The following is a 22,905-nucleotide window of genomic DNA, read 5'->3' as shown; positions in this document are numbered from 1 at the left end:
CCCGATGGCCGTCTTCACCGAAGTCTCCACCAAGGACGCGCGCGAGCTGCTGCGCCGCCTGCAACTGGGCAAGCTGGCCGAGCTGCGCGGCATCGAGGGCGGCATCGAGAACACCAACTACTTCGTGACCAGCGACCAGGGCGAGTACGTGCTCACGCTGTTCGAGCGCCTGACGGCCGAACAGCTGCCGTTCTACCTGCACCTGATGAAGCACCTGGCGCACGCGGGCATTCCCGTGCCCGACCCCCAGGCGGACAAGCACGGCGCCATCCTGCACACCGTGGCGGGCAAGCCCGCCGCGCTGGCCACCAAGCTGCGCGGCAAGAGCCAGCTCGCTCCCGAGCCCGCGCACTGCGCGGCCGTGGGCGCCATGCTGGCGCGCATGCACTTGGCCGGGCGCGGCTACGAGCGCCGCCAGCCCAACCTGCGCGGCCTGCCCTGGTGGAACGAGACGGTGCCCGTGGTGCTGCCCCACATCGGCGCGGAGCAAGCCGCGCTCCTCACGTCCGAGCTGGCCTACCAGAACCACGTGGCCGCCTCGTCCGCCTACGCGGCGCTGCCGCGCGGGCCCATCCACGCCGACCTGTTCCGCGACAACGTGATGTTCGACAGCGAGGAGCTCACGGGCTTCTTCGACTTCTACTTCGCCGGCGTGGACACCTTCCTGTTCGACCTGGCCGTGTGCCTGAACGACTGGTGCATCGACCTGCCCACCGGCCGGCATGCGCCCGAGCGCGCCGAGGCCCTGCTGGCCGCCTACCAGGCAGTGCGCCCGCTCACCACGCACGAGCGCCCGCTGCTGCCCGCCATGCTGCGCGCGGGCGCGCTGCGGTTCTGGATCTCGCGCCTGTGGGACTTCTACCTGCCCCGCGAGGCCAGCATGCTCACGCCCCACGACCCCACGCACTTCGAACGCGTGCTGCGCCAGCGCGTGGCGCACCCGCTGCTGGCCGAAGAGGCCCTCGCATGAAACTGCACATCGTTCCCGCACGCACGGGCCTGGAATGGGTCCGCTTGGGGCTCCGGGTGTTCTGGCGCCAGCCCATGGCCCTGTCCGCCCTGTTCTTCACCACCATGGCCGCCATGTCGCTGGTCACCGTGCTCCCGCTGGTCGGCCCCGCGGTGGCGCTGGCGCTGCTGCCTTCGGCCACCCTGGCCATGATGGTCGCGGCCGCGCAGGCCAGCCAGGGCCGCATGCCCACGCCCGCGCTGCTGCTGGTCGCCTTCCGCACCGGCCGCCAGCGGCTGCGCGCCATGCTGGCGCTGGGCGCGTTCTATGCCGCGGGCTTCCTGCTGGTGATGGGCGTGTCAGCGCTGGTGGACGGCGGGCAGTTCGCACAGGTGTACCTGGGCGGGCAGCCGCTCACGCGCGAGCTGGCCGAGTCCGGCGACTTCCAGGTCGCCATGTGGCTGTCGCTGCTGCTGTACGTGCCGCTGTCGCTGCTGTTCTGGCATGCGCCGGGCCTGGTGCACTGGCACAACGTGCCGCCCGTGAAGGCGCTATTCTTCAGCATCGTGGCCTGCTTGCGCAACCTGGGCGCGTTCACGGTGTACGGGCTCGCCTGGGTGGGCGTTTTCCTGGGCGCTGGCATCGCCACCAGCCTCGTGGTGTCGCTGCTGGCGCTGGCCGGCCTGGGCGCCGGCGCGGCCGGCGGCGTGATGGTGGCAACGGCGCTCATGCTGGCGGCCATGTTCTTCACGTCGGTGGTGTTCACCTTCCGCGACTGCTTCGAGGCACCCGAGGCCCCGCAGTCCGAATCCCCCGCCGCGTAGGCGCTTCCCCCCCAAAAAAAGCGCACACGCTGAACGCGTGTGCGCGATGGATGCGGCCCGACCTCCAGCCTGAAGGCAGGAGGCACGCTCCGTCAGACGCCTACGACGCCGCCGTCGGTGCGGGTGATGACGATGGTGGCCGAGCGCGGGCGGGCGCTGCCGCCGTCGGGCCAGTGGCTCTGGAACTTCGACGGATCGCCGATGTCCGCGTCCTTGGTGTCCTCGCCCGGGTGCTGGATGTTCACGAAGATCGCGCGGCCATCGCCCGACTCTGCGATGCCCGTGATCTCGCAGCCCTTGGGGCCGATCAGGAAGCGCTTGAGCTGCGTGTCCTTCTCGCCGGGCTTGGCGCCGACGATGGTCTCCTGGGTGCGCGTGGTGTCGCCGCTCTTGTTGATGAGGGTTTTCCTGCCGCCATCGCCCACCTTGCCCGGCACTGCAGCCAGCATCATGCAGTTGGTCACGTCGGTGTAGGCGCCATCGTCGGTCTGCAGCCAGGCCAGCCCGGCCGAGGCCTGGCTGAACCACAGGCCGTCGGGGCTGGAGAAGTCGTTGTCGGCCGTCAGGCCGGAGACGTTGACGTCCGCGCCCGCCGTGGAGCGCGCGCCGAACAGGTACACATCCCAGGTGAACGTGGTGCCGGCGTTGCCCGCGTTTTCGGCGAAGCGCACGATGTGCCCGTTAGGGTTGCCGGTCTGCGCCGTCTGGGCGGAACCCTTGGGGTCGTTGTAGAAGCGCGGGTTGGCGGCGTCGGTCTTGTCGATGGGGCGCGACGAGGCGTTGGTGTTGGTCAGCGTCACGTAGACGTCGCCCGTCTTAGGGTTCACGGCAGTCCACTCGGGGCGGTCCATCTTGGTCGCGCCCGCCGCATCGGCGGCCAGCCGCGCGTGCAGCACCACGTCGGCCTGGTCGGCGAAGCCGTAGGCGGCGTTGGACGAGGTGATGCCGTTCTTGCCCAGCGCCAGCTCCAGCCACTCGCCCGTGCCGTCGGCCTTGAACCGGGCCACGTAGAGCCGGCCGTCGTCCATGTACTTATCGCCGGCGGCCAGGCCGCCGGTGGCATCCTGCGGGTCCCAGTTCTTGTTGGAGACGTACTTGTAGATGTACTCGTTGCGCGCGTCGTCGCCCATGTACCACACCAGCGGCTTGCCGGCCTCCACGCGGCCCAGGCAGGCGCCTTCATGGCCGAAGCGGCCCAGCGCGGTGCGCTTGCGCGGCGTGCTGTCCGGCGTGAAGGGGTCGATCTCCACCACCCAGCCATAGGTGTTGTGAACGTTGCGGTAGTCGGCGGTGGCGGCCTCGCCCTTCACGTCGAGGTTCCAGCGGTCGAAGGTGTCCTGCTGCTCGGCATCGGCGGCGCCTTGCGTGGTGCCCCACAGGCCGTAGAACTCCTGCGGGCCCACGCCGTAGCGCTTGATGGCAGCCAGCTCGCGCGCGGAGCGCCGGGCGTCGTCGCTGGCCGAGGTGCGGTAGAAGTAGCCGTACCAGTTTTCCTCGCAGGCCAGGTAGGTGCCCCAGGGCGTGGTGCCGTTGGCGCAGTTGTTCACCGTGCCGCGCGTGCGCGTGCCGTTGGCCGAGTAGCGGGTCTTGGCCGCATCCACGCCGCGCGCGGGGCCGGACAGCTCCATCGGCGTCAGCGTATGGACGCGGCGGTTGAAGGCCGAGTCCTGCTTGTAGCTCCACTTGCCGTCGGATCCCTTCGTGGTCTCGATCACGCTCACGCCATGCAGGTAGAACTCGCGCACCACTTCGCTGGGCACGGTGCGCTGGCCCTTGACGACCGTGCGGCCGGCAGGGTGCAGGAACACGGGGGTCAGCGACTCGTGGTTCATCACCAGCAGGCCGCGGCCGCTGGCCTTGGCGTCCCACCGGCCGTTGGCGCCCACGCCGAACCAGGTCATGCCGTCGTGGTGGTCGCCCGCACGGCGGTCGTAGGTGGCAGGGTCGTCCGTGCCGTCGTTCTTGTACGCGGCCACGCCGGTGGCGATCGGGTCGCCCAGGCGGTAGAGCACGCTGGCGGTATAGCCCGCTGGCACGACGACCGCATCGGCCAGGCTCTTGGCCACGGGGTTGAAGCCCAGCTTCAGGCCTGCCGCCGGGGGTGCCGGATCATCGTCGCCACCGCCGCATGCGGCCAGCGAGATGCTGCCCAGCATGGCGCCGCCCGCCGTGGCGAAGCTGCCGCGCAGCAGGTTCCGGCGGCTCAGGCGCGCATCGACCATCGTGGAGAACGACGGGTTGTCAGTGGTGTTGTAGCCGATGTCATCGGGATCGATCATGAAGTTCCTCGTGGTGGGTTGTGCAAACCCGCCCAGCGTAGGAAAGCCCCATGACAGTGGTATGACCCCTAGGGTCTGTTCACCTCAAAACCGGGGAGTGCGAAGAATGAATGCCGGGATGCAGTGCAAGGCGCGGTACGCCGCCAATAGCCGCAGCTATTGGCAAGTGCCGCAACGCCGCAATGCGCCCGGCATTCATCCTTCCCTGCGGGTTGCCCCGCCGGTTTTGAGGTGAACAGACCCTAATCCACCAGAGCGCCTATTGATAATTAGTCGCATTTCTATAATCCCGCACCTTCAACGCATTCCCCAGGAGTACCCATGGTCCGCCCGTCGATCCGCACTACCGCCCTTGCCAGCCTGCTGGCCCTTGCCGCCTGGGCGCCTGCCGCCCATGCGCAGGCGGCGGCTGCGGCACCCGCCGTGGCGGCCCAGGCCGTGAGCGCCCAGGCCGTGGCGGTGCAGTACGCCGCCCTGGTGCATGCCAACTACGCCGACACGCTGGCGGCAGCCCGGGCGATGCAGACGGCCATCAAGGCATTCACCGCCAAGCCTTCGGAGCAGACGCTGGCCGAGGCGCGCAAGACCTGGCTCGCCGCGCGCGAGTTCTACGGCCAGACCGAGGCCTTCCGTTTCTACGGCGGCCCCATCGACGACGACAACGGCCCCGAGGGCCAGCTCAACGCCTGGCCGATGGACGAGTCCTACGTCGACAGCGTGGAAGGCAAGCCCGATGCGGGCCTGGTCAACAACCGCAAGTTCGCCATCAACAAGAAGAACCTGGCTGCGCAGAACGAGCGCGGCGGCGAGGAGAACATCGCCACCGGCTGGCACGCGATCGAGTTCTTCCTCTGGGGCCAGGACCTGTCCGACACCGGGCCCGGCAACCGCAATTTCGAGGACTTCGTGGACGGCAAGGCCAAGAACGCCGACCGCCGCCGCCAGTACCTGAACGTGGTGACCGACCTGCTGATCGACGACCTGACCTTCCTCGCCAAGGCGTGGGACCCGAAGGCCAAGAACAACTACGGCGCGAAGTTCGCCAAGGGCGGGCAGGAGTCGCTGCGCAAGATGCTCGTGGGCCTGGGCTCGCTCTCGCGCGGCGAGCTGGCGGGCGAGCGGCTGGAGGTGGCCCTCAACAGCCAGGACCAGGAAGACGAGCACTCGTGCTTCTCCGACAACACCCACCGCGACGCGGTGACCAACGCGCTGGGCATCCAGAACGTGTGGCTGGGCCAGTACAAGCGCGCCGACGGCAGCGTGCTCAAGGGCGCGTCGCTGCGCGACCTGGTGGCCGCCAAGAACGCGCAGCTCGCCGAGAAGGTGACCCGGCAGATCGCGCAGTCGGTGGCCGCCGCCGAGGCGATCCAGGCGCCGTTCGACCAGGAGATCATCGGCGGCAACGACGCGCCGGGCCGCCAGCGCATCCAGAAGACCATCGACAGCCTGACGCAGCAAAGCAAGGACCTGGTGGAAGCCGCCAACGCCATCGGCATCACCAAGCTCACGCTGGTGCAGCCTTGAGCGCGCCGCGCCGCGCCATCCGCCCGGCAGCGGCGGCCGCCGCCCTGCTCGCCGCGGGCGTGCTCGTCGCCGGCACGGACCCCGACCCGCTGGGCGAGAAAGCTGGCGGCGACACCACGGTGTACGCCACGGGACGCAATGCCTTCTCGTTCCCCGCCGCCAACCTCGAAGACCCGGAGCGCACGCGCTTCGTGATCGGCAACTCGTTCTTCCGCCGCAACTGGGTGGAGGCACCCGCCTCCACCAAGGCGCGCGACGGGCTGGGGCCGCACTTCATCGCGCGCTCGTGCGGCGGCTGCCATGTGCAGGACGGGCGCGGCGAGCCGCCCGAGATCCTCAACCGCCTGGGCGAGACGAAGGACCCGACGGTGGCGCTGCTCATCCGCCTCTCGATCCCCGGCCAGGACGCGCACGGCGGCCCCAGACATGAGCCGGTGTACGGCGACCAGTTCAACAACGCCGCCATCCAGGGCGTCAAGCCCGAGGGGCGCGTGACGCTGCGCTACGACACGGTGGAAGGCCGGTTCGCCGACGGCACGCCCTATGCGCTGCTGCAGCCCCGCTACGGCTTCGCCGACCTGGGCTACGGCCCCATGCACCCGCAGGTGATGGTGAGCCCGCGCATCGCGCCGCAGGTCATCGGCGTGGGCCTGCTCGAAGCCATTGACGAGGCCGACATCCTCGACAACGCGGCAACCCAAGCCGCCGCGCCCGGCCCCATCAAGGGCCAGGTCAACCGCGTGTGGGACGCGCCCTCGGGCCGCATGATGCCCGGGCGCTTCGGGTGGAAGGCCAACGTCGCCACCCTCGCGCACCAGACGGGCGCCGCCTTCCAGGGCGACATGGGCATCACCTCGCGCCACTTCCCCTCCGAGGCCTGCACGCCTGCGCAGAAGGACTGCCTTGCCGCACCCAGCGGCAAGAGCGCCGCGCGGCTGGGCAATCCGGGGGTGGAGATCGATGACAAGACCTTCGACGACGTGGTGTTCTACCAGGCCACCGTGGCCCCGCCCGCGCGCCGCAACGCGGGCGACCCGCAGGTGCTGCGCGGCCAGGCACTGTTCGCCCAGGCCCAATGCGCCACCTGCCACCGGCCGAGCTATGTGACGAAGGAAGGCCCGAATGAAGGCGTCTTTCCCCGCCTGACCAGCAAGGCCCTGCACGGCCAGCGCATCTGGCCCTATACCGACCTGCTGCTGCACGACATGGGCGACAAGCTGGCCGACGGCCGCCCCGACTTCCAGGCCAGCGGCCGCCAGTGGCGCACGCCGCCGCTCTGGGGCACCGGCCTCATCAAGGACGTGAACGGCCACACGCGCCTGCTGCACGACGGCCGCGCTCGCGGCGTGCTCGAAGCCGTGCTCTGGCACGGCGGCGAGGCCGAGGACGCCAGGCAGAACGTCTTGAACATGCCCCTCGCCGACCGCGAGGCCCTGGTGAAATTCGTGGAATCGCTATGAAACTCCGCCCCGCACTCGCACTGGCCGCGCTCTGCGCGCCTCTGGCCCTGCACGCCCAGGGCAGCTGGCAGCACGATGCCGTGCCCTTCTACGACACCACGCACGCGCTGCAAAGCCTGTACGGCCACTGGGGCCAGCCGCGCGCCACCGCGTTCGCCAAGGATGCGCAAGCGCTCGCGCCCGCATTGCGCGCCCTGTGCGAAGCGCAGCCCGCCCAGGCGACTCCCGCCCTCGATGGCGCGCGCGGCGCATGGCGCAGTGCCATGCTGTCGTGGGAGAGCCTGGCGGCCGTGGCCGTGGGCCCGCTGATCGAGCGGCGCTCGCAGCGCCAGATCGACTTCGCGCCCACGCGGCCGCAGCTCATCGAGCGCGCCATCAAGACCCAGCCCCAGGGCGCCAAGGCGTTCGAGCGCATCGGCACCCCCGCCAAGGGCCTGCCCGCGCTCGAATGGCTGCTGTGGACGCAACCGGCCAAGCCCGGCACACCCGCCTGCGGCTATGCCGTGGAAGTCGCGCTGGACGTGCAGCGCGAGGCCGACGCGCTCTCCGCCGCGTTCCAGAAAGCCGCCACCACCCCCTGGGGCGAGGAAGAGGAGCAGGAGCGCTCCGCCGCCGCGATGGCCGAATTCATCAACCAGTGGGTCGGCGGCATCGAGCGCCTGCGCTGGGCGCACATGGAAAAGCCGCTGCGCGCCGCGCAGGGCACGCGCGCCCCCGACTACCCGCGCGCCGCCAGCGGCCAGACCGCCGCTGCCTGGGCCGCCGAGTGGAACGCGCTGCGCACCCTGGCCGTGCTGCCCGAAGGCAGCGCCGTGCCAGCGCCCGGCCAGGCGCTGGTGCCGCTGGAGACCTACCTGCGCGGCCGCGGTCTGAACCCGCTGGCCGACCAGCTCGCCAAGACCACGCGGGACATCGACGCCGCCTTCGCCGCGCTCGAAAAAGCCGGCAAGAACAACGGCGCGCAGGTGCAGCAGGCCGCGCGCGCCCTCTCCGCGCTCAAGCGCCTGGCCGAGGCCGAGATCGCTTCCGCGCTGCAGGTCAGCATCGGGTTCTCGGATGCCGATGGCGATTGACCGCCGCCAGGCGCTGGCCCTGCTCGGCGGCCTCGCCGCCGTGCCCTATGCCCACGCGGGCACCCCGCTGCGCCTCGCCGCGGCCTGGCAGCAGGAAGACGGCGGCTACCGCATCGGCGTGCTCGCCACGGGCGGCCCGCTCACCGTGCAGCACGCGCTGGAAGTGCCCACGCGCGCGCACGGCGTGCACGTTCTGCCCAACGGCACCCTGCTCTCCGCCGCCCGCCGCCCCGGCGACTGGCTGGTGCGCTGGCACCCCGGCCGCCGCGCGGAGCCGCTCTGGCACTGGATCGACGCCACGCGCTCGTTCAACGGCCACGTCATCGCCAGCGCCGACGGCCGCTGGCTCTACACCACCGAGACCGACATCGACACCGGCGCCAGCCTCGTCGCCCGGCGCGATGCGCGCAGCCTGGAAACCGATGCCGAATGGTCCACGCACGGCATCGACGCGCACGAACTGATCTGGGACGGCTCCACGCTCATCGTCGCCAACGGCGGCGTGCCCACCGCGCCCGAAACGGGCCGCGTCAAGCGCGACCTGCACACCATGGATTCGTCCCTGGTACGGCTCGACGGCCGCACCGGCCGCCTGCTGGGCCAGTGGCGCCTGGAAGACCCGCGGCTGAGCCTGCGCCACCTGGCCTGGAACCCCGGCCGCACGGTGCTGGGCATCGCGCTGCAGGCCGAGCACGATGACACCGCCTCCAAACACGCTGCGCCCATCCTCGCCCTGTTCGACGGCCAGCGCCTGCGCGCCGTGCCCACACCGAACGCGGACGGGACCGGCATCCACGGCTACGGCGGCAGCATGGCCGCCACGCAGGATGGCTGGGCCGTGAGCTGCCCGCGTGCCAACGGCATCGCCACCTTCACGCCGCAAGGCGAATGGCGGGGCCTGGTACCGCTGCCCGAGGTCTGCGCCCTGGCCGTGAATGGGCGGCAGCTCTGGGCGGGGGGCCTTGGCAGCAGCCTGCAGGACGCGCTGGCGGCCCGGCCTTCCGTGCACCCTCACGCCGCCAGCCTGCAAGGCGCGCGGCTGGACAATCACTGGGTGGGTTTGGGGTAAAAAACGGCTCCAGCGCTTATGCAGCAAGCGCTGGCAGCTCTCTTTTTTGACGATCAGCCGATGCGCCGGTGCACTTCCGGCATCACCTCGTTAGCAATCCGCCGCATGGAGTCGTGCACCAGCTTGGAGTCGAGCACGCCGAAGTTCTGCAGGAACATCACGTGGTCGATGCCCATCTCGTGCAGCGCGACCAGCTGGCTGGCCACCGTCGCGGGTGCGCCAAACATGCCCAGCCCACCGCCAACGACCGTGTCGTAGGTGCGGCGCGTGTCGTAGAACAGGCGCGTGTCCAGGTACAGGTTGAACGCCTCCTCGGCATTCACCTTGGCCTGTGCGTCCGTCTCGGCCACGTGGCAGTGGAAGGCCAGCACGGCCTCGCCGCGCCGCGGCGCGCCGGACTCCTGGTAGCCCTTGCGGTAGTCCTCGATCAGCCCGCGGATCTCCTCGGCCGAGGTCAGGCACGAATACGGCAGCGAGAAGATGTTGCGGCCCTGGCGGCCCACGTGGTAGGCGGCCTCGCGGCGCTGGATCGCCACGTGGATCGGCAGGCCGCCCTGCTGCACCGGCTGCACGTTGAGCGCCACGCCGGGAATGTCGTTGTACTTGCCCTGGAAGGTGACGGGCTCGCCCGTCAGCGCACGCGTGAGCACCTGCAGGTTCTCGTCGAAGCGCTCGCGCTTCTCGTCGGGGCTGATGCGGTGGCCCTCGAATTCATGCCGCAGGTAGCCCGAGCCCACGCCGAGCGTGAGCCGCCCGCCCGAGAGCATGTCCACCATCGCGTAGTCCTCCGCCACGGTCAGCGGGTTGTGGATGGTGATGTTGGAGACGGCCACGCCCAGGCGGATCTTCTGCGTCTCGCGCGCCAGCGCGGCCAGGAACACGGCCGGGTTGGGCACCGAGCCGCATTCGTGGAAGTGGTGCTCGGCCACGAAGAAGGTGTCGTAGCCCAGGGATTCGGCCAATTGGGCCTCGCCGATCACCTGCTCGTAGAGCTGCGCGACCGAGCGGTGCAGCGCGGGGTGGTGGTCCTGGACGGAGAAGATCGAGTAACGCATTCAGCGCACCTTTTGGATGCGTTCGATGTTCTCGGCACCGAACTTCTGGTTGAAATCCTTGTAGCTGGCCTCGAGCGCGGCGACGAAGGGCGCCTTGTCCACCTGCTCGGCCACCGACATGCCGCGCTGCTTGAGGTTCTGCACGCCCGACAGCTCGTCCTGCGCCACGCGCGTGCGCATGGCCGCCGCCCCGGCGCGCGCGGCGGCGCGCAGCGCGTCCTGGTCTGCCTTGGAGAGCTTGGCGTACAACGCGGGCGAGACGAGGAACAGCGCGGGCGAATACAGGTGCTGCGTGAGCGAGAGGTATTTCTGCACCTCGTAGAGCTTGGACGATTCGATCACCGAGATCGGGTTGTCCTGCCCGTCCACCGTGCCCTGCTGCAGCGCGGTGAACGTCTCGGGCCAGTTGATCGGCGTGGGGTTCGCGCCCAGACCGCGGAACGCCGCCATGTGCATGGGGTTTTCCTGCGTGCGGATCTTGAGGCCGCGCAGGTCCTCGGGCTTGGCGATGGGGCGCTTGTTGTTGGTGACGTGGCGAAAGCCCCCCTCGCCCCAGGCCAGCGCGACCAGGCCGCGCGCGGTGAAGCGCTCCAGCATCTCCGTGCCGATCGCGCCGTCGAGCACCGCATGGGCATGCGCGTAGTCGCGGAACAGGAAAGGCAGGTCGAAGACCGCCACCTGCGGCACGAAGTTGGGGATGGCGCCCGTGGACACCAGCGCCAGGTCGTGCGTGCCGATCTGCACGCCCTCGATCATCTCCCGCTCGCCGCCCAGGGCGCTCGACGGGAATTGCTGGATGGTGAACCGGCCGCCCGTCCGCCGCGCCAGTTCGTCGGCGAAGGCGGTGGCGGCGGCGCCGAACTGCGAGTTGAGCGGTAGCGGGTAGCCCAGCTTCCACTGCGTGGCGGCGCGGGCAACGCCAAGGGAGGTGAGCGACGCGGCGGCCGCCGATGCGATGAACGCACGGCGCCCCACGGTAGCGGGGATGGGCATGAGGGCAGACTCCTGGGGTAGGTCCCGGACCGGGAACTTCACCGCCGGGGCATCGCGCAAGATGCCGGCAACGGAATGGTGGAAAGGCGGATTGTAGAAGCCCGGCGGCAGCGCTCCGGATTTGAAACAAAACAGGCCGCCAGCGCCCGTCCAGAAAGCGCGAGCAGCTCCTGTATCAGGAGCATCATTTCCGCATGGCGTGCAGTCGATGCGGCTGCGCTCGCAAGGCCGGGCATTAACACCACGGCATATCCCCACCCATATTCAGCACTCGGCATCACGCAACCGTGTGCCTAGCATCCGGCCGGTGCCGCAATGCCTCTTCGGGCCGCGCCCGGCACCCGACACCGCTCACACCAAAACGGCGCCGCTGGCGCACAGACACAGGAGACACACCCGTGAAGGCTTTCCATTTCCCTGCCGCTTTGCTGTTCGCACTGGCCGGCTCCGTCGCCAGCGCGCAGGATTTTCCCAAGACGCCCATCCAGATCGTCGTGCCTTATGCAGCGGGAGGCAACCTGGACGTCACCACCCGGCTCATCGCCCCGTTCCTGGGCGAGGAATTGGGAGCCTCCGTCATCGTGCAGAACAAGCCGGGCGCGGGCGGCTCCGTGGGGGCCACCCAAGTGTCGCGCTCGCGGCCCGATGGCTACACCTTGCTGACCACGGCGACGACCGAGCTGAGCGTCACGCCGCACATCACCAACGCGCCCTATTCCATCAAGAGCTTCGAGCTGGTGGGCAGCATCAATACGGTGCCCATGGTGGTGGAAGTCACGCCGCAGAGCCGCTTCAAGAGCTTCGAGCAATTCAAGGCCGCCCGAGGGTGTGCAGAAATTTGTGTAAACGGACAATCCACCGCCGGCGCAAGCCGGCCTGTCCGTAAGCACAATGAACACCAAGAAACACGACGTACCCGAAGAACTGCTCTCTGGCCTGCTGGCCAACTACAAGAAGCCCGAAGACCTCATCGGCGAGAACGGACTGCTCAAGCAGTTGACCAAGCTGCTGGTCGAGCGAGCTTTGGACGCTGAGCTGACTGAGCACCTGGGCCATGAACGCAACGAGGCGGTGGCCAACCCCGCTGGCAACACCCGCAACGGCAAGAGCAAGAAGACCCTCAAGGGCGAGTTCGGCGAATTGCCCATCGAAGTGCCACGCGACCGCCATGGCAGCTTCGAGCCTCAGCTCATCCCCAAGCACCAGACCCGCTGGGCCGGCTTCGACGACAAAATCATCTCGCTGTACGCCCGTGGCATGACGGTGCGCGAGATACAGGCCCACCTCGAAGAGATGTACGGCACCGAGGTCTCACCCAGCCTGATTTCCTCGGTGACAGATGCCGTGGCCGATGAGGTCAAGGCCTGGCACCCGCGTGCACGAGCGCCTGGGCGGCCTGCGCGCAGACCAGATCGCGGTCGGCGACGGCCAGCGCTGAAGAACCGCCAGGAAGCGGGCTCACACGCCCGCCCCCGGGGCCGCCCCCCTGAAAAGACCAAAGGAAAAGGAGACATCCATGAAACGACTCACGTTCATCAAGGCACTGGCCGCCACGGCACTGCTGTCCGGCGCCCTCGCGCACGGCGCCGAGTGGCCCGAGCGCCCCATCACGCTGGTGGTGCCCTTCGCGGCCGGCGGGAGCACCGATGCCACCGCGCGCATGGTCGCCGAACGGCTGGGCAAGGTGTTGGGCCAGCCCGTGGTCATCGACAACCGCGCCGGCGCCGGCAGCAACATCGGCAGTGCCTTCGTCGCAAAGTCCCAGCCCGACGGCTACACGCTGCTGCTGGCCACCAGCACCATCGCGACCAACGTTTCGCTCTACAAGAACATGGGCTTCGATCTGCGCAAGGACCTGGTGCCGGTGTCCCAGGTGGCGCTGATCCCGAACGTGCTCGTGGTGAACAACGATATCCCGGCCAAGACCCTGGCGGAATTCGTGGGCTACGTGCGCGAGAAGAAGGGGGCCGTCAACTTCGGATCGGCCGGCAACGGAAGCTCGCAGCACCTGTCGGGCGCGCTCTTCAACAGCATGGCAGCCGGTGAAATGACGCACGTGCCCTACAAGGGCGGCGCTCCGGCCAACACCGACCTGCTGGCCGGGCAGATCCAGGCCGTCTTTGCGCCGCTGGTGGAAGTGCTGCCCTATATCGACGGCGGCAAGCTCCGGGCACTGGCCGTCACGACCGGGGAGCGCTCGCCCCGCCTGCCCGCCGTCCCCGCGGTGGGCGAAGTGCTCTCCGGCTACGAAGTCGTCCTCTGGAACGGCGTGTTTGCACCGGCCGGCACGCCGGCTGCCATCGTCGACAAGCTGGCCGCTGCCATCCAGAAGGTCACGCAGGAGCCAGGGCTGCGCAAGACCTTCACCGAGCAGGGTTCGGTGCCCGTGGGCAGTTCGCCTGGCGAGTTCAAGACCGTGCTGGCCAGCGAAATCGACAAATGGGGCAAGCTGGTCAGGCTCTCCGGCGCAAAGGTGGACTAGCTCCACGCATCAGCGCTGCCCAAGTCCGTTCTTCTCCCGCCGTTCCCGGCGGGCCTGCGTCTTTCCTTTCTTTCCTGCACGATGAAACCCCTGCTTCTCGTTCTCGTCTACCTCTCCGAAGAGCACCGCGCCCTCGTTGCGGAGCACTTCCACATGATCTATGCGCCCAACGAGAACCTGGGCGCCGACCGCTCCAACGGCGCTGCCCAGACCCACGCCAGCGAGACGACTTCTCGCACGAGGTCTACGAAGCCATGGCTGGCTGCCTGGCCTGCAAGTCGTGCGCGGGGCAGTGCCCGGTGAAGGTGAGCGTGCCTGAATTCCGGTCTCGCTTCCTCGAGCACTACCACGCTCGCTACCTGCGTCCGCTCAAGGACTATCTCATCGGCTCGCTCGAATTCACCATCCCTTGGCTGGCCCGCGCGCCCCGCCTCTACAACGGCCTGATGGGCCACCCTCGGCTAGGCAGCTGGCTCGCGCGGCATGCCGGCATGGTCGACAGCCCGCTGCTGGCACGCTTCGACCTCCACACCACGCTGCGGCGCCTGGATGTACGCACCGCGTCGCCCGCCACCCTGGCCGCGCTGCCCGCGCAAGAGCGCGCGCGCAGCGTAGTCCTGGTGCAGGATGCGTTCACACGCTGGTTCGAGACACCACTCTGGGCAGCGTTCATCGAGCTGGCCGCCCACCTGGGATACACGGTGTACCTGGCGCCCTTCCGGCCGAACGGAAAGCCGCTGCATGCGCAAGGGTTCCTGCAGCCCTTCGAGCGTGCGGCCCGGCGCAATGCGGACCAGCTTCGAGCGCTGGCCGCGAGCGGCATTCCCCTCGTGGGGCTGGACCCGGCCATGACGCTGGTCTACCGCCAGGAGTACCTGCAGGTGGAAGCAGCCGTTCCTCAGGTACTGCTGCCGCAGGAGTGGCTGATCCAGGCACTGCGCCCGCGCCCGGCGGCTGCTTCTTTGCAGGCACCAGCGCCGCAATACCGGCTGCTCGCGCATTGCACGGAGAAGACCACGGCGTCCCAAAGCACCGCCCAGTGGCCGCAGGTGTTCGCTCTCGCGGGCCTGGCACTGCGAATGCAAGCCAGCGGCTGCTGCGGCATGTCGGGCACCTACGGCCATGAGTCGCGCAATCTGGCGACGTCGAAAACCATCTTCGAACAATCGTGGGGACGGCTGCTCGATGCGCCAGCCGACGGAGGCGAACTGCTGGCGACGGGCTATTCCTGCCGCAGCCAGACGGCTCGCCTGCGCGGCCAGCGGCTGCGGCATCCCATCGAGGTGCTGCTGGAGGCGCTCAGTCCACCACGGTGAGCTTGGCCACCGACAGCGCCAGCCATTTGGTCCCGTGGCGCGGGAAGCTCACCTGCGCGCGCGCGTCGGGGCCCGCGCCTTCGATGGCCAGCACCTTGCCTTCGCCGAACTTGGTGTGGAACACCGCCAGGCCCACGCGCAGGCCGTGCGAGGGCTCCTCCTTGCGCGGCGGCACGGGCGGGCTGGAAAAATTCTCGGACTTGAAGCCGAATCGGCCTCCAGCGCTTGACTGATAATCGCCACCAGCTCCTGAATTGGGAGCAAAAGAACCGAACCCCGGCTGCTTGGGCGTGAGCCACTTGAGCGCTTCCTCGGGCAGCTCGTCGAAGAAGCGGCTCTTGACGTTGTAGCGCGTCTGCCCATGCAGCATGCGCGTCTGCGAGTGGCTCAGGTACAGGCGCTTGCGCGCGCGGGTGATGGCCACGTACATCAGTCGGCGCTCTTCCTCCAGGCCATCGCGGTCGCTCATGGCGTTCTCGTGCGGGAACAGGCCTTCTTCCATGCCGCCGATGAACACGCAGTCGAACTCCAGGCCCTTGCTGGCGTGCACGGTCATGAGCTGCACCGCGTCCTGCCCGGCCTGGGCCTGGTTGTCGCCAGCTTCGAGCGCAGCGTGAGTCAGGAAGGCGGCCAGTGGCGAGAGGGTTTCGCCGGTGTCGGCGTCCACGATGCCGGGCGCGTTCAGCAGCGGCGCATCGGGATCGAGCCCCTGGCTCGCGGGGCTTTGGGTCAGCGGGCGCTGCTCATCGATCGGCAGAGCCACGGCGTCCTTGCCGAAGCCTTCCTGAGTGACGAAACTCTCGGCGGCATTCACCAGTTCGTCCAGGTTCTCCAGCCGGTCGGCGCCTTCCTTCTCGTTGCGGTAGTGCTCGACGAGGCCGCTGGCTTCGAGCATCTGCCCGATGATGCCGCGCAGCGTCTGGCCCTGCGTCTGCTCGCGCATCACGTCGACCAGCGCGACGAAAGCGCCCAGATTGGCCCCGGCCTTGCCGGGCACGGCGCTCACCGCGTCGTGCAGCGAGCAGCCGCTGGTGCGCGCCGCGTCCTGCAGCGTCTCCAGCGTGCGCGCGCCGATGCCGCGCGCGGGGAAGTTCACCACGCGCAGGAAGCTGGTGTCGTCGTGCGGGTTCTCCAGCAGGCGCAGGTAGGCCAGCGCGTGCTTGATCTCGGCGCGCTCGAAGAAGCGCAGGCCGCCGTAGACACGGTAGGGCACGCTGGCGTTGAACAGCGCCGATTCGATCACGCGGCTTTGCGCGTTGCTGCGGTAGAGCACGGCGATCTCGCTGCGCGCCATGTCGCCCTCGCGCACGAGCTGCTTGATCTCGTCCACCATCCACTGCGCCTCGGCCAGGTCGCTGCTGGCCTCGTAGACGCGCACGGGTTCGCCCGGGCCCTGCGTGGTGCGCAGGTTCTTGCCCAGGCGGCGGCTGTTGTGGGCGATCAGCGCGTTGGCCGAATCGAGGATGTTGCTGTAGCTGCGGTAGTTCTGCTCCAGCTTGATCTGGCGCTGCACGGCGAACTCGCGCACGAAGTCCTGCATGTTGCCCACGCGCGCGCCGCGGAAGGCGTAGATGCTCTGGTCGTCGTCGCCCACGGCGATCACGCTGCCTTGCGTGACCAGCGTGCCGTCCACCACGTCGCCCGCGAGCTGCTTGAGCCAGGCGTACTGCAGCTTGTTGGTGTCCTGGAACTCGTCCACCAGGATGTGCTGGAAGCGCCGCTGGTAGTGCGCGCGCACCGGGTCGTTGTCGCGCAGCAGCTCGAAGCTGCGCAGCATCAGCTCGCCGAAGTCCACCACGCCTTCGCGCTGGCACTGCTCCTCGTAGAGCTGGTACAGCTCCACCTTCTTGCGCGTGTCGGCGTCGCGCGCCTCCACGTCGCGCGGGCGCAGGCCCTCCTCCTTGCAGCCGCCGATGAACCAGGTGAGCTGCTTGGGCGGAAAGCGCTCCTCGTCGACGTTGAACTGCTTGCAGAGGCGCTTGACGGCCGAGAGCTGGTCCTGCGTGTCCAGGATCTGGAACGACTGCGGCAGCCCCGCCAGCTTGTGGTGCGCGCGCAGCATGCGGTTGCACAGGCCGTGGAAGGTGCCGATCCACATGCCGCGTACGTTGATGGGCAGCAGGGCCGACAGGCGCGTGAGCATCTCCTTGGCCGCCTTGTTGGTGAAGGTGACGGCCAGGATGCCGCCCGGCGTGGCATGGCCGCTTTGCAGCAGCCAGGCGATGCGCGTGGTGAGCACGCGCGTCTTGCCAGAGCCCGCGCCCGCCAGGATCAGCGCATGGCCGGCGGGCAGGGTGACGGCTGCGAGCTGTTCGGGGTTGAGGTTGTGCAGCAGGGGCGACTGGGCGTCGGAAAACGGGGCGAGAGGGGACATGCGGCGATTGTGCACGTCAGCGCCTGCGCCGCGCGGGCGGCGGTGTAGGAGTCGAACGCGCACGCGGGTATCAACCCCGCGCAGGGCGCGAGCGCCATCGACGCGCTGGCGCGCAAGATCGTCGCGCTGCAGCTGACCGATTCACAGCCCGGCGTGACGCTGAACGTGGGCTTCGTGCAGGGCGGCATGGCCTCCAACGTGGTCGCGCTGCTGGCGCGCGCGCACCCGGATCTGCGCTACACGGCCGAAAACGACCTGGACGCCATCCTGGCGCGCATCCGCTCCATCGTGGAAGAAGAGTCGCTGCCGCGCACCAGCGGCCGCATCGTGGCCCAGACCGGCACGCTGCCCATGGCGACGCCCTGCTGCAGGCCTACCAGCGCAGTGCAGGTGGGCCTTCGCCGTGGAGGGCGAATTCACCGGCGGCGCGGCCGACAGCGGCATTACCTCGTCCATGGGCATCCCCTCGCTGTGCGCGCTGGGGCCCATGGGCGGCTACGCCCACAGCGAGCGCGAGTTCTGCGACCTGTCCACCTTCGTGCCGCGCGCACAGGCGCTGGCGCTCACGCAGCTGGCGCTGGACTGAAACCGGCACGCCCCGTTCCATTTCCCTTTCCACCATGTCCGCACCTCACATGCACTCCGTTGACACCTCGGTAGCCACGCGTCGCCAGATGCTCGGCGCCGGCATGGCCCTGGCCGCCAGCGCCGCCCTGCCCGCCTGGGCCGCCGACGACAAGTACCCCACGCGCCCCATCACCCTGGTCGTGCCCTTCCCGCCCGGAGGCTCGGTGGACGTGATGGCGCGCATGTACACCGAATCGCTGGGCCGCCTGCTCGGCGTGCCCATGGTGGTGGACAACAAGCCTGGCGCCGGCGGCACCCAGTTCGTGGCCCGTGCCAAGGCCGACGGCTACACGCTCGTGGTCTCGTCGCAGAGCAGCCACCTGGCCAACCCGCTGGTGCAGCCCAACCTGGGCTACGACCCGATCAAGGATTTCGAGAACATCGCCATGCTCGGCCGACAGCCCAATGTGCTGGCCGTGCACCCGAGCGTGCCTGCCAAGACCTTCGCCGAGTTCGTGGCCTACCTGAAGGAGCGCCCCGGCCAGGTCAATTTCGGCAGCGCGGGCGCGGGCAGCATGGGCCAGCTCAATGCCGAGGCCTTCCTGCTCGCGGTGAACGCCAAGGCCACGCACATCCCCTACCGCGGCGGCTCGCCGCACGTCACCGCGCTGCTGAGCAACGAGGTGCCGTTCGTGCTGGACAACCTGGTCGTGTTCCTGCCGCACATCCAGGCCGGCAAGCTGCGCGCCCTGGCCGTGGTCGCGCCCACGCGCGTGCCCCAGCTGCCCGACGTGCCGACCTTCGCGGAACTAGGCCACCCCGACCTGAACCTGACCTCGTGGACCGGCATCGCCGCGCCCTCAGGCACGCCGGCAGCCATCGTGGCCAAGATCCACAAGGCCATCCGCACGGCCGCCACCGCGGCCTGCGATGGTCGAGCACCTCAAGACCCGCGGCGTGATCCCACCGGAAGAAATGACGCCCGCCGCGTTTGAGAAGATGATGGCCGAGCGCCTCGTCTCCTACGGCGAGGTGGTGCGCCACGCCAACGTGCACCCCGAGTAACAGCCGCGCCCCGCGCGGATGTGGGAACATGGCGCCATGCCATGGCCCTCCCACCGCGCATCACGCATCTTTCTTGCCGTCGTGCTGGCCGCCGGTGCAGGCGGGGCGCATGCCCAGCCGGGCTGCTCCAGCGATGGCCAGCCGCCGGTTGCAGCGCTGTACGAGCGTTTCCTCAGCGCGGACTGCGAGGCCTGCTGGGCACAGCCCGCCGCGGCCCGCACGCCAGGCCCTTCCGCGCTGCTGATCGACTGGATCGTGCCCGGCACGCAGGGCGACGAGGCGCCGCTGTCCGCCGCCGCCACGCGCGACGCCCTGGAGCGGCTGCAGGCCATCGCCCGCCCCATGCCCACGCACACCGACACGCATGTGGATGCCGTGCCACCCCTGCTCGCCCCGGCCCTGCTGCGCGTGGCCCAGGGGCCGGCGGTGGGGGACTACCTGGGCACCAGCCTGCGCTTCATCCCGCCGCGCACGCCAGGCGGCACTTCTTACCAGCTCACGCTGCTGATGCTGGAGGCCGTGCCCGCCGGGGCGGAAGGCAGCCCTGTGGCCAGGAATATCGTCCGAAATGCCTTCTCTGGCTTGCTGGACAAGCGCCACCAGCTCCCGAAACGGGAGCAAGAGGGCTGGCTGGAGATCCGCCCCATGGGCATTCCCGAGGGTGCCCAACGAGAACGGCTGCGCGTGGCCGCCTGGGTGCACGACCCGGCCGGCCGCCTGGTGGCCGCCGCACAAACCCATTGCGCGGCGGGACATTGACGACAGGCGCCGCGCCGCGCGGGTAGAATCAATCACCGGGCCCAAGTTTCTTGCGCCCGGTTTTTTTGTGCCCGTGCGGCCAGGAACCGGAGCCAAGCCAAGCGCCCCATCGCTCGCGAAATCCCTTGCGCGCGACCCCCACAGGAGCTTGGAACCTCATGGAAATCTTCGATTACGACAACATCCTGCTGCTGCCGCGCAAGTGCCGCGTGGAAAGCCGCTCGGAATGCGACGCCAGCGTGGAGCTGGGTGGCCGCAGCTTCAAGCTGCCGGTGGTGCCCGCCAACATGAAGACGGTGGTGGACGAAAAGATCTGCACCGTCCTGGCGAAGAGCGGCTACTTCTACGTGATGCACCGCTTCGACCTGGACAACGTGCAGTTCGTGCGCGACATGCAGGCGCAAGGCTGCTTCGCCTCGATCTCGCTGGGCGTCAAGCAACCCGACTACGAGACCGTGGACCGCTTCGTGGCCGAGGGCCTGTGCCCCGAATACATCACCATCGACATCGCCCACGGCCATGCCGACAGCGTGAAGGCCATGATCGGCTACCTCAAGGAAAAGATTCCCGCAGCCTTCGTGATCGCCGGCAACGTGGGCACGCCCGAGGCCGTGATCGACCTGGAGAACTGGGGCGCGGACGCGACCAAGGTCGGCATCGGCCCCGGCAAGGTGTGCATCACCAAGCTCAAGACCGGCTTCGGCACGGGCGGCTGGCAGCTCTCGGCGCTCAAGTGGTGCGCGCGCGTGGCCACCAAGCCCATCATCGCCGACGGCGGCATCCGCAGCCACGGCGATATCGCCAAGAGCGTGCGCTTCGGCGCCACCATGGTCATGGTGGGCTCGCTGTTCGCTGGCCACGAGGAATCGCCCGGCAAGACCGTCGAGGTGGACGGCGAGCTGTACAAGGAGTACTACGGCTCGGCCTCGGACTTCAACAAGGGCGAATACAAGCACGTGGAAGGCAAGCGCATCCTCGAGCCCATCAAGGGCAAGCTGGCCGACACGCTCGTCGAGATGGAGCAGGACATCCAGAGCTCCATCAGCTACGCGGGCGGCAAGAAGCTCATGGACATCCGCAAGGTGAACTACGTGATCCTGGGCGGGGACAACGCCGGCGAACACTTGCTGATGTGATTTTTTGTGGCCTCTTTGCCAGAGCCCTAAAAAATTAGTGCATAATTCATGGCTGTGCTGCAGCGCAGCAGCTCTGAACAGAGCGGGCTCTTAGCTCAGTTGGTAGAGCAGCGGACTCTTAATCCGTTGGTCGAAGGTTCGAATCCTTCAGGGCCCACCAACATACAAGTCGCAAGACAACGAAAGCCGACGCTATCAAACAGATAGCGTCGGCTTTTTTTCTATTTGTCGACACAGCCTTCGCCCAGCCTCAGACATTTCTGACGTATGTCAGGCTCCACAAGCTCTTCGAAGGCAGCTATCCAAGCCTCGCAATGGCCGAGTTGCCTTCGGCAAGTGGAACCTAACGAGGCCTCGTAGGTGAGGTTTCGTACGCTTTCCGGAACCTAAAGCTTACCTTCCTTGCATAGAGACTGGGCTGCTGCCGGTTCCGTTGACACCGACCTAAGCTTCTTGAGCTTTCTCGAACTGTACGGGACTGAGATAGCCGAGCGTCGAATGCCGGCGCGTCGGGTTGTAGAAGCACTCGATGTAGTCGAACACATCTGAACGGGCCTGCCCTCGTGTGCGGTACACCTTCCTGGCCGTGCGCTCGGTCTTGAGGGAGCTGAAGAAGCTCTCCATGGCCGAGTTGTCCCAGACCTCACCGGCCCGGCTCATGCTGCAAGTGATGCCTTGTTCATCCAGCAGCTTCTGGAAGTGCTCGCTGGTGTATTGGCTGCCCTGGTCCGAGTGATGCAACAAGGCCACCGGCTTGCCTCTCCTTGATGCCTTCACTCAAGCTCTATTCAAACCCAGGAGACACTCCATGTTGCATGGATAGTGGGACGGGCACGATCCTAGCCAGCTTATGAGAAAGTGGATCACCTACGACGCGGCACAGGGGAACTAGTACGCGTCCTGTTCTCGATGTGACGGAATGTCACCCGGCCTTTGCTGAGGTCATACGGCGACATTTCAAGCGTCACACGATCACCCGCCAGGATGCGAATGCGGAATTTGCGCATCTTGCCACCGGTGTATGCAATGAGCTGGTGGCCGTTTTCGAGAGTTACTCGGTAGCGTGCATCAGGAAGGACCTCATCAATCTTTCCCTGCATTTCAATTAGTTCTTCTTTGGCCACGTTACTCCTTAAAGATGAAGGGCTTATTAGCCCAATTGGTTCAGTTGCACCATGCTTCGTCCCTGCGCCAGGGCATACTGGATTGCTCGGATATCGCAGGTGAAGCGAGGTACGAAGCGGAAAATCCGGTCGTACATTCCTCGGCGGATAGAAACCGAAGCGGCAATACCGGCATCGGTAAGTTTTGTAAGCGGTGTGACGATGTATTCGCCAACGCGCTCGGTGTATTGTTTTTCGAGCATTTCGGACTGACAGGCCCTCGCCACCCGGCGTCCCATCAGGCTAATCAAAAAGAAGAAGAAGTTCTGCTGCGCGATGACACAGGGACAGACGTGTGCGAATCCTGAAAAGGAGATGAGAGCCCACAAAAGGCCTACTGCCGAGGGGAGCGACAGCCGGCAGACTTTCAGAAGAATCGCAGCGGATGATGGTCAATATGCTGTCAGACGAGTACCACCTAAGCAAAACGATGGGTGGCATCCCAGGAAATTATACGCAAAAACATCGAATTAAGCAATTTTTTATTTCATAAAAGCATAACGCGCAAGTGTTCTACGGCAACCACTGCCCAGTCGTCCCCTCCAAGAGCACCGCCACATGTCCCTCTCACCCACCCGCCTCGCCATCTAAAGCAGCGTTTACCGCTTTGCACTCGCGCATCAGCGCTAGACGTCATTTGACGAGCACGCCACACGGGGCGGCAGCACCAGCGATGCCTCGTCCGCCGCAGCCACTGCGCAGAAGTATGCAACTGCATGCTCAGCGTCAACCGAGGTAGCGTGCTTTTTTCTTGGCTCTGTCACAAATCTGTGTTGGTAGTATGTGGGCCAACGCGTTGACGGAGTGGGTTTGCCAT

At 67.7% G+C, this 22,905-nt stretch carries 17 protein-coding genes, 1 tRNA gene and 5 pseudogenes; 16 read left to right on the top strand and 7 right to left on the bottom strand.

Features of this window, described 5'->3' with window-relative positions; translation table 11 throughout:
- The first annotated feature begins 4 nt into the window (after nucleotides 1-4).
- The gene (locus AVS7_RS18670; RefSeq protein ID WP_020229576.1) at nucleotides 5-970 is read left to right on the top strand and encodes a homoserine kinase; all 966 of its coding nucleotides are present in this window, start codon (nucleotides 5-7) and stop codon (nucleotides 968-970) included.
- On the top strand, nucleotides 967-1,773 hold the full coding sequence (locus AVS7_RS18665) for a BPSS1780 family membrane protein (RefSeq protein WP_020229575.1): 807 nt from the start codon (nucleotides 967-969) through the stop codon (nucleotides 1,771-1,773). The genes AVS7_RS18670 and AVS7_RS18665 overlap by 4 nt, the downstream gene beginning before the upstream one ends.
- A 92-nt stretch (nucleotides 1,774-1,865) precedes the next feature.
- Here the strand turns inward: AVS7_RS18665 and AVS7_RS18660 are convergent, their stop codons facing one another.
- On the bottom strand, nucleotides 1,866-4,052 hold the full coding sequence (locus AVS7_RS18660) for a PhoX family phosphatase (RefSeq protein ID WP_020229574.1): 2,187 nt from the start codon (nucleotides 4,050-4,052) through the stop codon (nucleotides 1,866-1,868).
- Between the two features lie 321 nt (nucleotides 4,053-4,373).
- On the opposite strand from AVS7_RS18660, the gene AVS7_RS18655 reads away from it, so the two are divergent.
- From AVS7_RS18655 to AVS7_RS18640, 4 genes are read left to right on the top strand one after another with little or no spacing between them, the layout of a single operon-like run.
- The gene (locus AVS7_RS18655; protein WP_020229573.1) at nucleotides 4,374-5,576 is read left to right on the top strand and encodes an imelysin family protein; all 1,203 of its coding nucleotides are present in this window, start codon (nucleotides 4,374-4,376) and stop codon (nucleotides 5,574-5,576) included.
- Nucleotides 5,573-7,036: a di-heme oxidoredictase family protein gene (locus AVS7_RS18650; protein WP_020229572.1), complete on the top strand. Its 1,464-nt coding sequence runs from the start codon at nucleotides 5,573-5,575 to the stop codon at nucleotides 7,034-7,036. Before AVS7_RS18655 ends, AVS7_RS18650 begins: the two co-directional genes overlap by 4 nt.
- Entirely contained in the window at nucleotides 7,033-8,109 is a 1,077-nt protein-coding gene (locus AVS7_RS18645; protein ID WP_020229571.1) for an imelysin family protein, read from the top strand. Before AVS7_RS18650 ends, AVS7_RS18645 begins: the two co-directional genes overlap by 4 nt.
- Nucleotides 8,099-9,178 (top strand): DUF1513 domain-containing protein, encoded by a 1,080-nt coding sequence (locus AVS7_RS18640; protein ID WP_020229570.1) that lies wholly within the window; start codon nucleotides 8,099-8,101, stop codon nucleotides 9,176-9,178. Before AVS7_RS18645 ends, AVS7_RS18640 begins: the two co-directional genes overlap by 11 nt.
- A gap of 53 nt (nucleotides 9,179-9,231) precedes the next feature.
- On the opposite strand, the gene AVS7_RS18635 is transcribed toward AVS7_RS18640, so the two are convergent.
- Together AVS7_RS18635 and AVS7_RS18630 are read right to left on the bottom strand one after the other, a co-directional pair.
- Nucleotides 9,232-10,233, bottom strand: coding sequence for an LLM class flavin-dependent oxidoreductase (locus AVS7_RS18635; protein ID WP_020229569.1), 1,002 nt, complete (start codon nucleotides 10,231-10,233; stop codon nucleotides 9,232-9,234).
- Nucleotides 10,234-11,226, bottom strand: coding sequence for a TRAP transporter substrate-binding protein (locus tag AVS7_RS18630; protein ID WP_020229568.1), 993 nt, complete (start codon nucleotides 11,224-11,226; stop codon nucleotides 10,234-10,236).
- A gap of 398 nt (nucleotides 11,227-11,624) precedes the next feature.
- On the opposite strand from AVS7_RS18630, the gene AVS7_RS25275 reads away from it, so the two are divergent.
- From AVS7_RS25275 to AVS7_RS18615, 4 genes and pseudogenes are all read left to right on the top strand, one after another.
- On the top strand, nucleotides 11,625-12,260 hold the full coding sequence (locus AVS7_RS25275; protein WP_024001842.1) for a tripartite tricarboxylate transporter substrate binding protein: 636 nt from the start codon (nucleotides 11,625-11,627) through the stop codon (nucleotides 12,258-12,260).
- Nucleotides 12,151-12,603, top strand: a pseudogene (locus tag AVS7_RS24025) (transposase); the annotation flags it as partial. The gene AVS7_RS25275 and the pseudogene AVS7_RS24025, both read left to right, overlap by 110 nt.
- 139 nt (nucleotides 12,604-12,742) lie before the next feature.
- Entirely contained in the window at nucleotides 12,743-13,708 is a 966-nt protein-coding gene (locus AVS7_RS18620; RefSeq protein ID WP_020229565.1) for a tripartite tricarboxylate transporter substrate binding protein, read from the top strand.
- Nucleotides 13,709-13,905: 197 nt separating this feature from the next.
- Nucleotides 13,906-15,024: pseudogene (locus AVS7_RS18615) on the top strand ((Fe-S)-binding protein); the annotation flags it as partial.
- Here the strand turns inward: AVS7_RS18615 and AVS7_RS18610 are convergent.
- Nucleotides 15,008-17,398, bottom strand: coding sequence for a UvrD-helicase domain-containing protein (locus AVS7_RS18610; RefSeq protein WP_020229562.1), 2,391 nt, complete (start codon nucleotides 17,396-17,398; stop codon nucleotides 15,008-15,010). The pseudogene AVS7_RS18615 and the gene AVS7_RS18610 sit on opposite strands and share 17 nt — an antisense overlap.
- 69 nt (nucleotides 17,399-17,467) lie before the next feature.
- Between AVS7_RS18610 and AVS7_RS25470 the strand changes: the two are divergent.
- The 6 genes and pseudogenes from AVS7_RS25470 to AVS7_RS18585 all read left to right on the top strand — a co-directional run.
- Nucleotides 17,468-17,644, top strand: a pseudogene (locus AVS7_RS25470) (peptidase dimerization domain-containing protein); the annotation flags it as partial.
- A 157-nt stretch (nucleotides 17,645-17,801) separates the two neighbouring features.
- On the top strand, nucleotides 17,802-17,984 hold the full coding sequence (locus AVS7_RS25465) for a hypothetical protein (protein WP_020229560.1): 183 nt from the start codon (nucleotides 17,802-17,804) through the stop codon (nucleotides 17,982-17,984).
- A gap of 49 nt (nucleotides 17,985-18,033) precedes the next feature.
- Nucleotides 18,034-19,030 (top strand): annotated as a pseudogene (locus AVS7_RS18600) (tripartite tricarboxylate transporter substrate binding protein BugE).
- Nucleotides 19,031-19,066: 36 nt separating this feature from the next.
- Nucleotides 19,067-19,789, top strand: coding sequence for a hypothetical protein (locus AVS7_RS18595; protein WP_053215500.1), 723 nt, complete (start codon nucleotides 19,067-19,069; stop codon nucleotides 19,787-19,789).
- A 158-nt stretch (nucleotides 19,790-19,947) separates the two neighbouring features.
- Nucleotides 19,948-20,925 carry a GMP reductase gene (locus AVS7_RS18590; protein ID WP_020229557.1) on the top strand — a complete coding sequence of 326 codons (978 nt, stop codon included), beginning with the start codon at nucleotides 19,948-19,950 and terminating at the stop codon, nucleotides 20,923-20,925.
- 84 nt (nucleotides 20,926-21,009) lie between these two features.
- Nucleotides 21,010-21,085, top strand: a tRNA-Lys gene (locus AVS7_RS18585).
- Between the two features lie 284 nt (nucleotides 21,086-21,369).
- Here the strand turns inward: AVS7_RS18585 and AVS7_RS18580 are convergent.
- From AVS7_RS18580 to AVS7_RS18575, 3 genes and pseudogenes are all read right to left on the bottom strand, one after another.
- Nucleotides 21,370-21,690 (bottom strand): annotated as a pseudogene (locus AVS7_RS18580) (IS3 family transposase); the annotation flags it as partial.
- Between the two features lie 98 nt (nucleotides 21,691-21,788).
- Nucleotides 21,789-22,049 carry a translation initiation factor IF-1 gene (gene infA, locus AVS7_RS24020; RefSeq protein ID WP_024001837.1) on the bottom strand — a complete coding sequence of 87 codons (261 nt, stop codon included), beginning with the start codon at nucleotides 22,047-22,049 and terminating at the stop codon, nucleotides 21,789-21,791.
- A gap of 26 nt (nucleotides 22,050-22,075) precedes the next feature.
- A complete protein-coding gene (locus tag AVS7_RS18575) occupies nucleotides 22,076-22,291 on the bottom strand; it encodes a hypothetical protein (protein WP_034691183.1) in 216 nt (71 codons plus the stop codon).
- Between the last annotated feature and the right edge of the window lie 614 nt (nucleotides 22,292-22,905).

It is taken from the genome of Acidovorax sp. MR-S7, from assembly GCF_000400995.2.
In the GTDB taxonomy this organism is placed as follows: domain Bacteria; phylum Pseudomonadota; class Gammaproteobacteria; order Burkholderiales; family Burkholderiaceae_C; genus MR-S7.
Note: the sequence above shows the minus strand (reverse complement) of the source record. Positions and strands in the feature narration are given on the sequence as shown.

Bases quoted from the DNA above. Each gene is read 5' to 3' on its own strand.
- AVS7_RS18590 (WP_020229557.1), top strand. From the start codon at position 19,948: ATGGAAATCTTCGATTACGACAACATCCTGCTGCTGCCGCGCAAGTGC.
- AVS7_RS18670 (WP_020229576.1), top strand. From the start codon at position 5: ATGGCCGTCTTCACCGAAGTCTCCACCAAGGACGCGCGCGAGCTGCTG.
- AVS7_RS18610 (WP_020229562.1), bottom strand. From the start codon at position 17,398: ATGTCCCCTCTCGCCCCGTTTTCCGACGCCCAGTCGCCCCTGCTGCAC.
- AVS7_RS18575 (WP_034691183.1), bottom strand. From the start codon at position 22,291: ATGCTCGAAAAACAATACACCGAGCGCGTTGGCGAATACATCGTCACA.
- AVS7_RS18655 (WP_020229573.1), top strand. From the start codon at position 4,374: ATGGTCCGCCCGTCGATCCGCACTACCGCCCTTGCCAGCCTGCTGGCC.
- AVS7_RS18620 (WP_020229565.1), top strand. From the start codon at position 12,743: ATGAAACGACTCACGTTCATCAAGGCACTGGCCGCCACGGCACTGCTG.
- AVS7_RS18630 (WP_020229568.1), bottom strand. From the start codon at position 11,226: ATGCCCATCCCCGCTACCGTGGGGCGCCGTGCGTTCATCGCATCGGCG.
- AVS7_RS18660 (WP_020229574.1), bottom strand. From the start codon at position 4,052: ATGATCGATCCCGATGACATCGGCTACAACACCACTGACAACCCGTCG.
- AVS7_RS18595 (WP_053215500.1), top strand. From the start codon at position 19,067: ATGCCATGGCCCTCCCACCGCGCATCACGCATCTTTCTTGCCGTCGTG.
- AVS7_RS18640 (WP_020229570.1), top strand. From the start codon at position 8,099: ATGGCGATTGACCGCCGCCAGGCGCTGGCCCTGCTCGGCGGCCTCGCC.
- AVS7_RS18645 (WP_020229571.1), top strand. From the start codon at position 7,033: ATGAAACTCCGCCCCGCACTCGCACTGGCCGCGCTCTGCGCGCCTCTG.
- AVS7_RS18665 (WP_020229575.1), top strand. From the start codon at position 967: ATGAAACTGCACATCGTTCCCGCACGCACGGGCCTGGAATGGGTCCGC.
- AVS7_RS18635 (WP_020229569.1), bottom strand. From the start codon at position 10,233: ATGCGTTACTCGATCTTCTCCGTCCAGGACCACCACCCCGCGCTGCAC.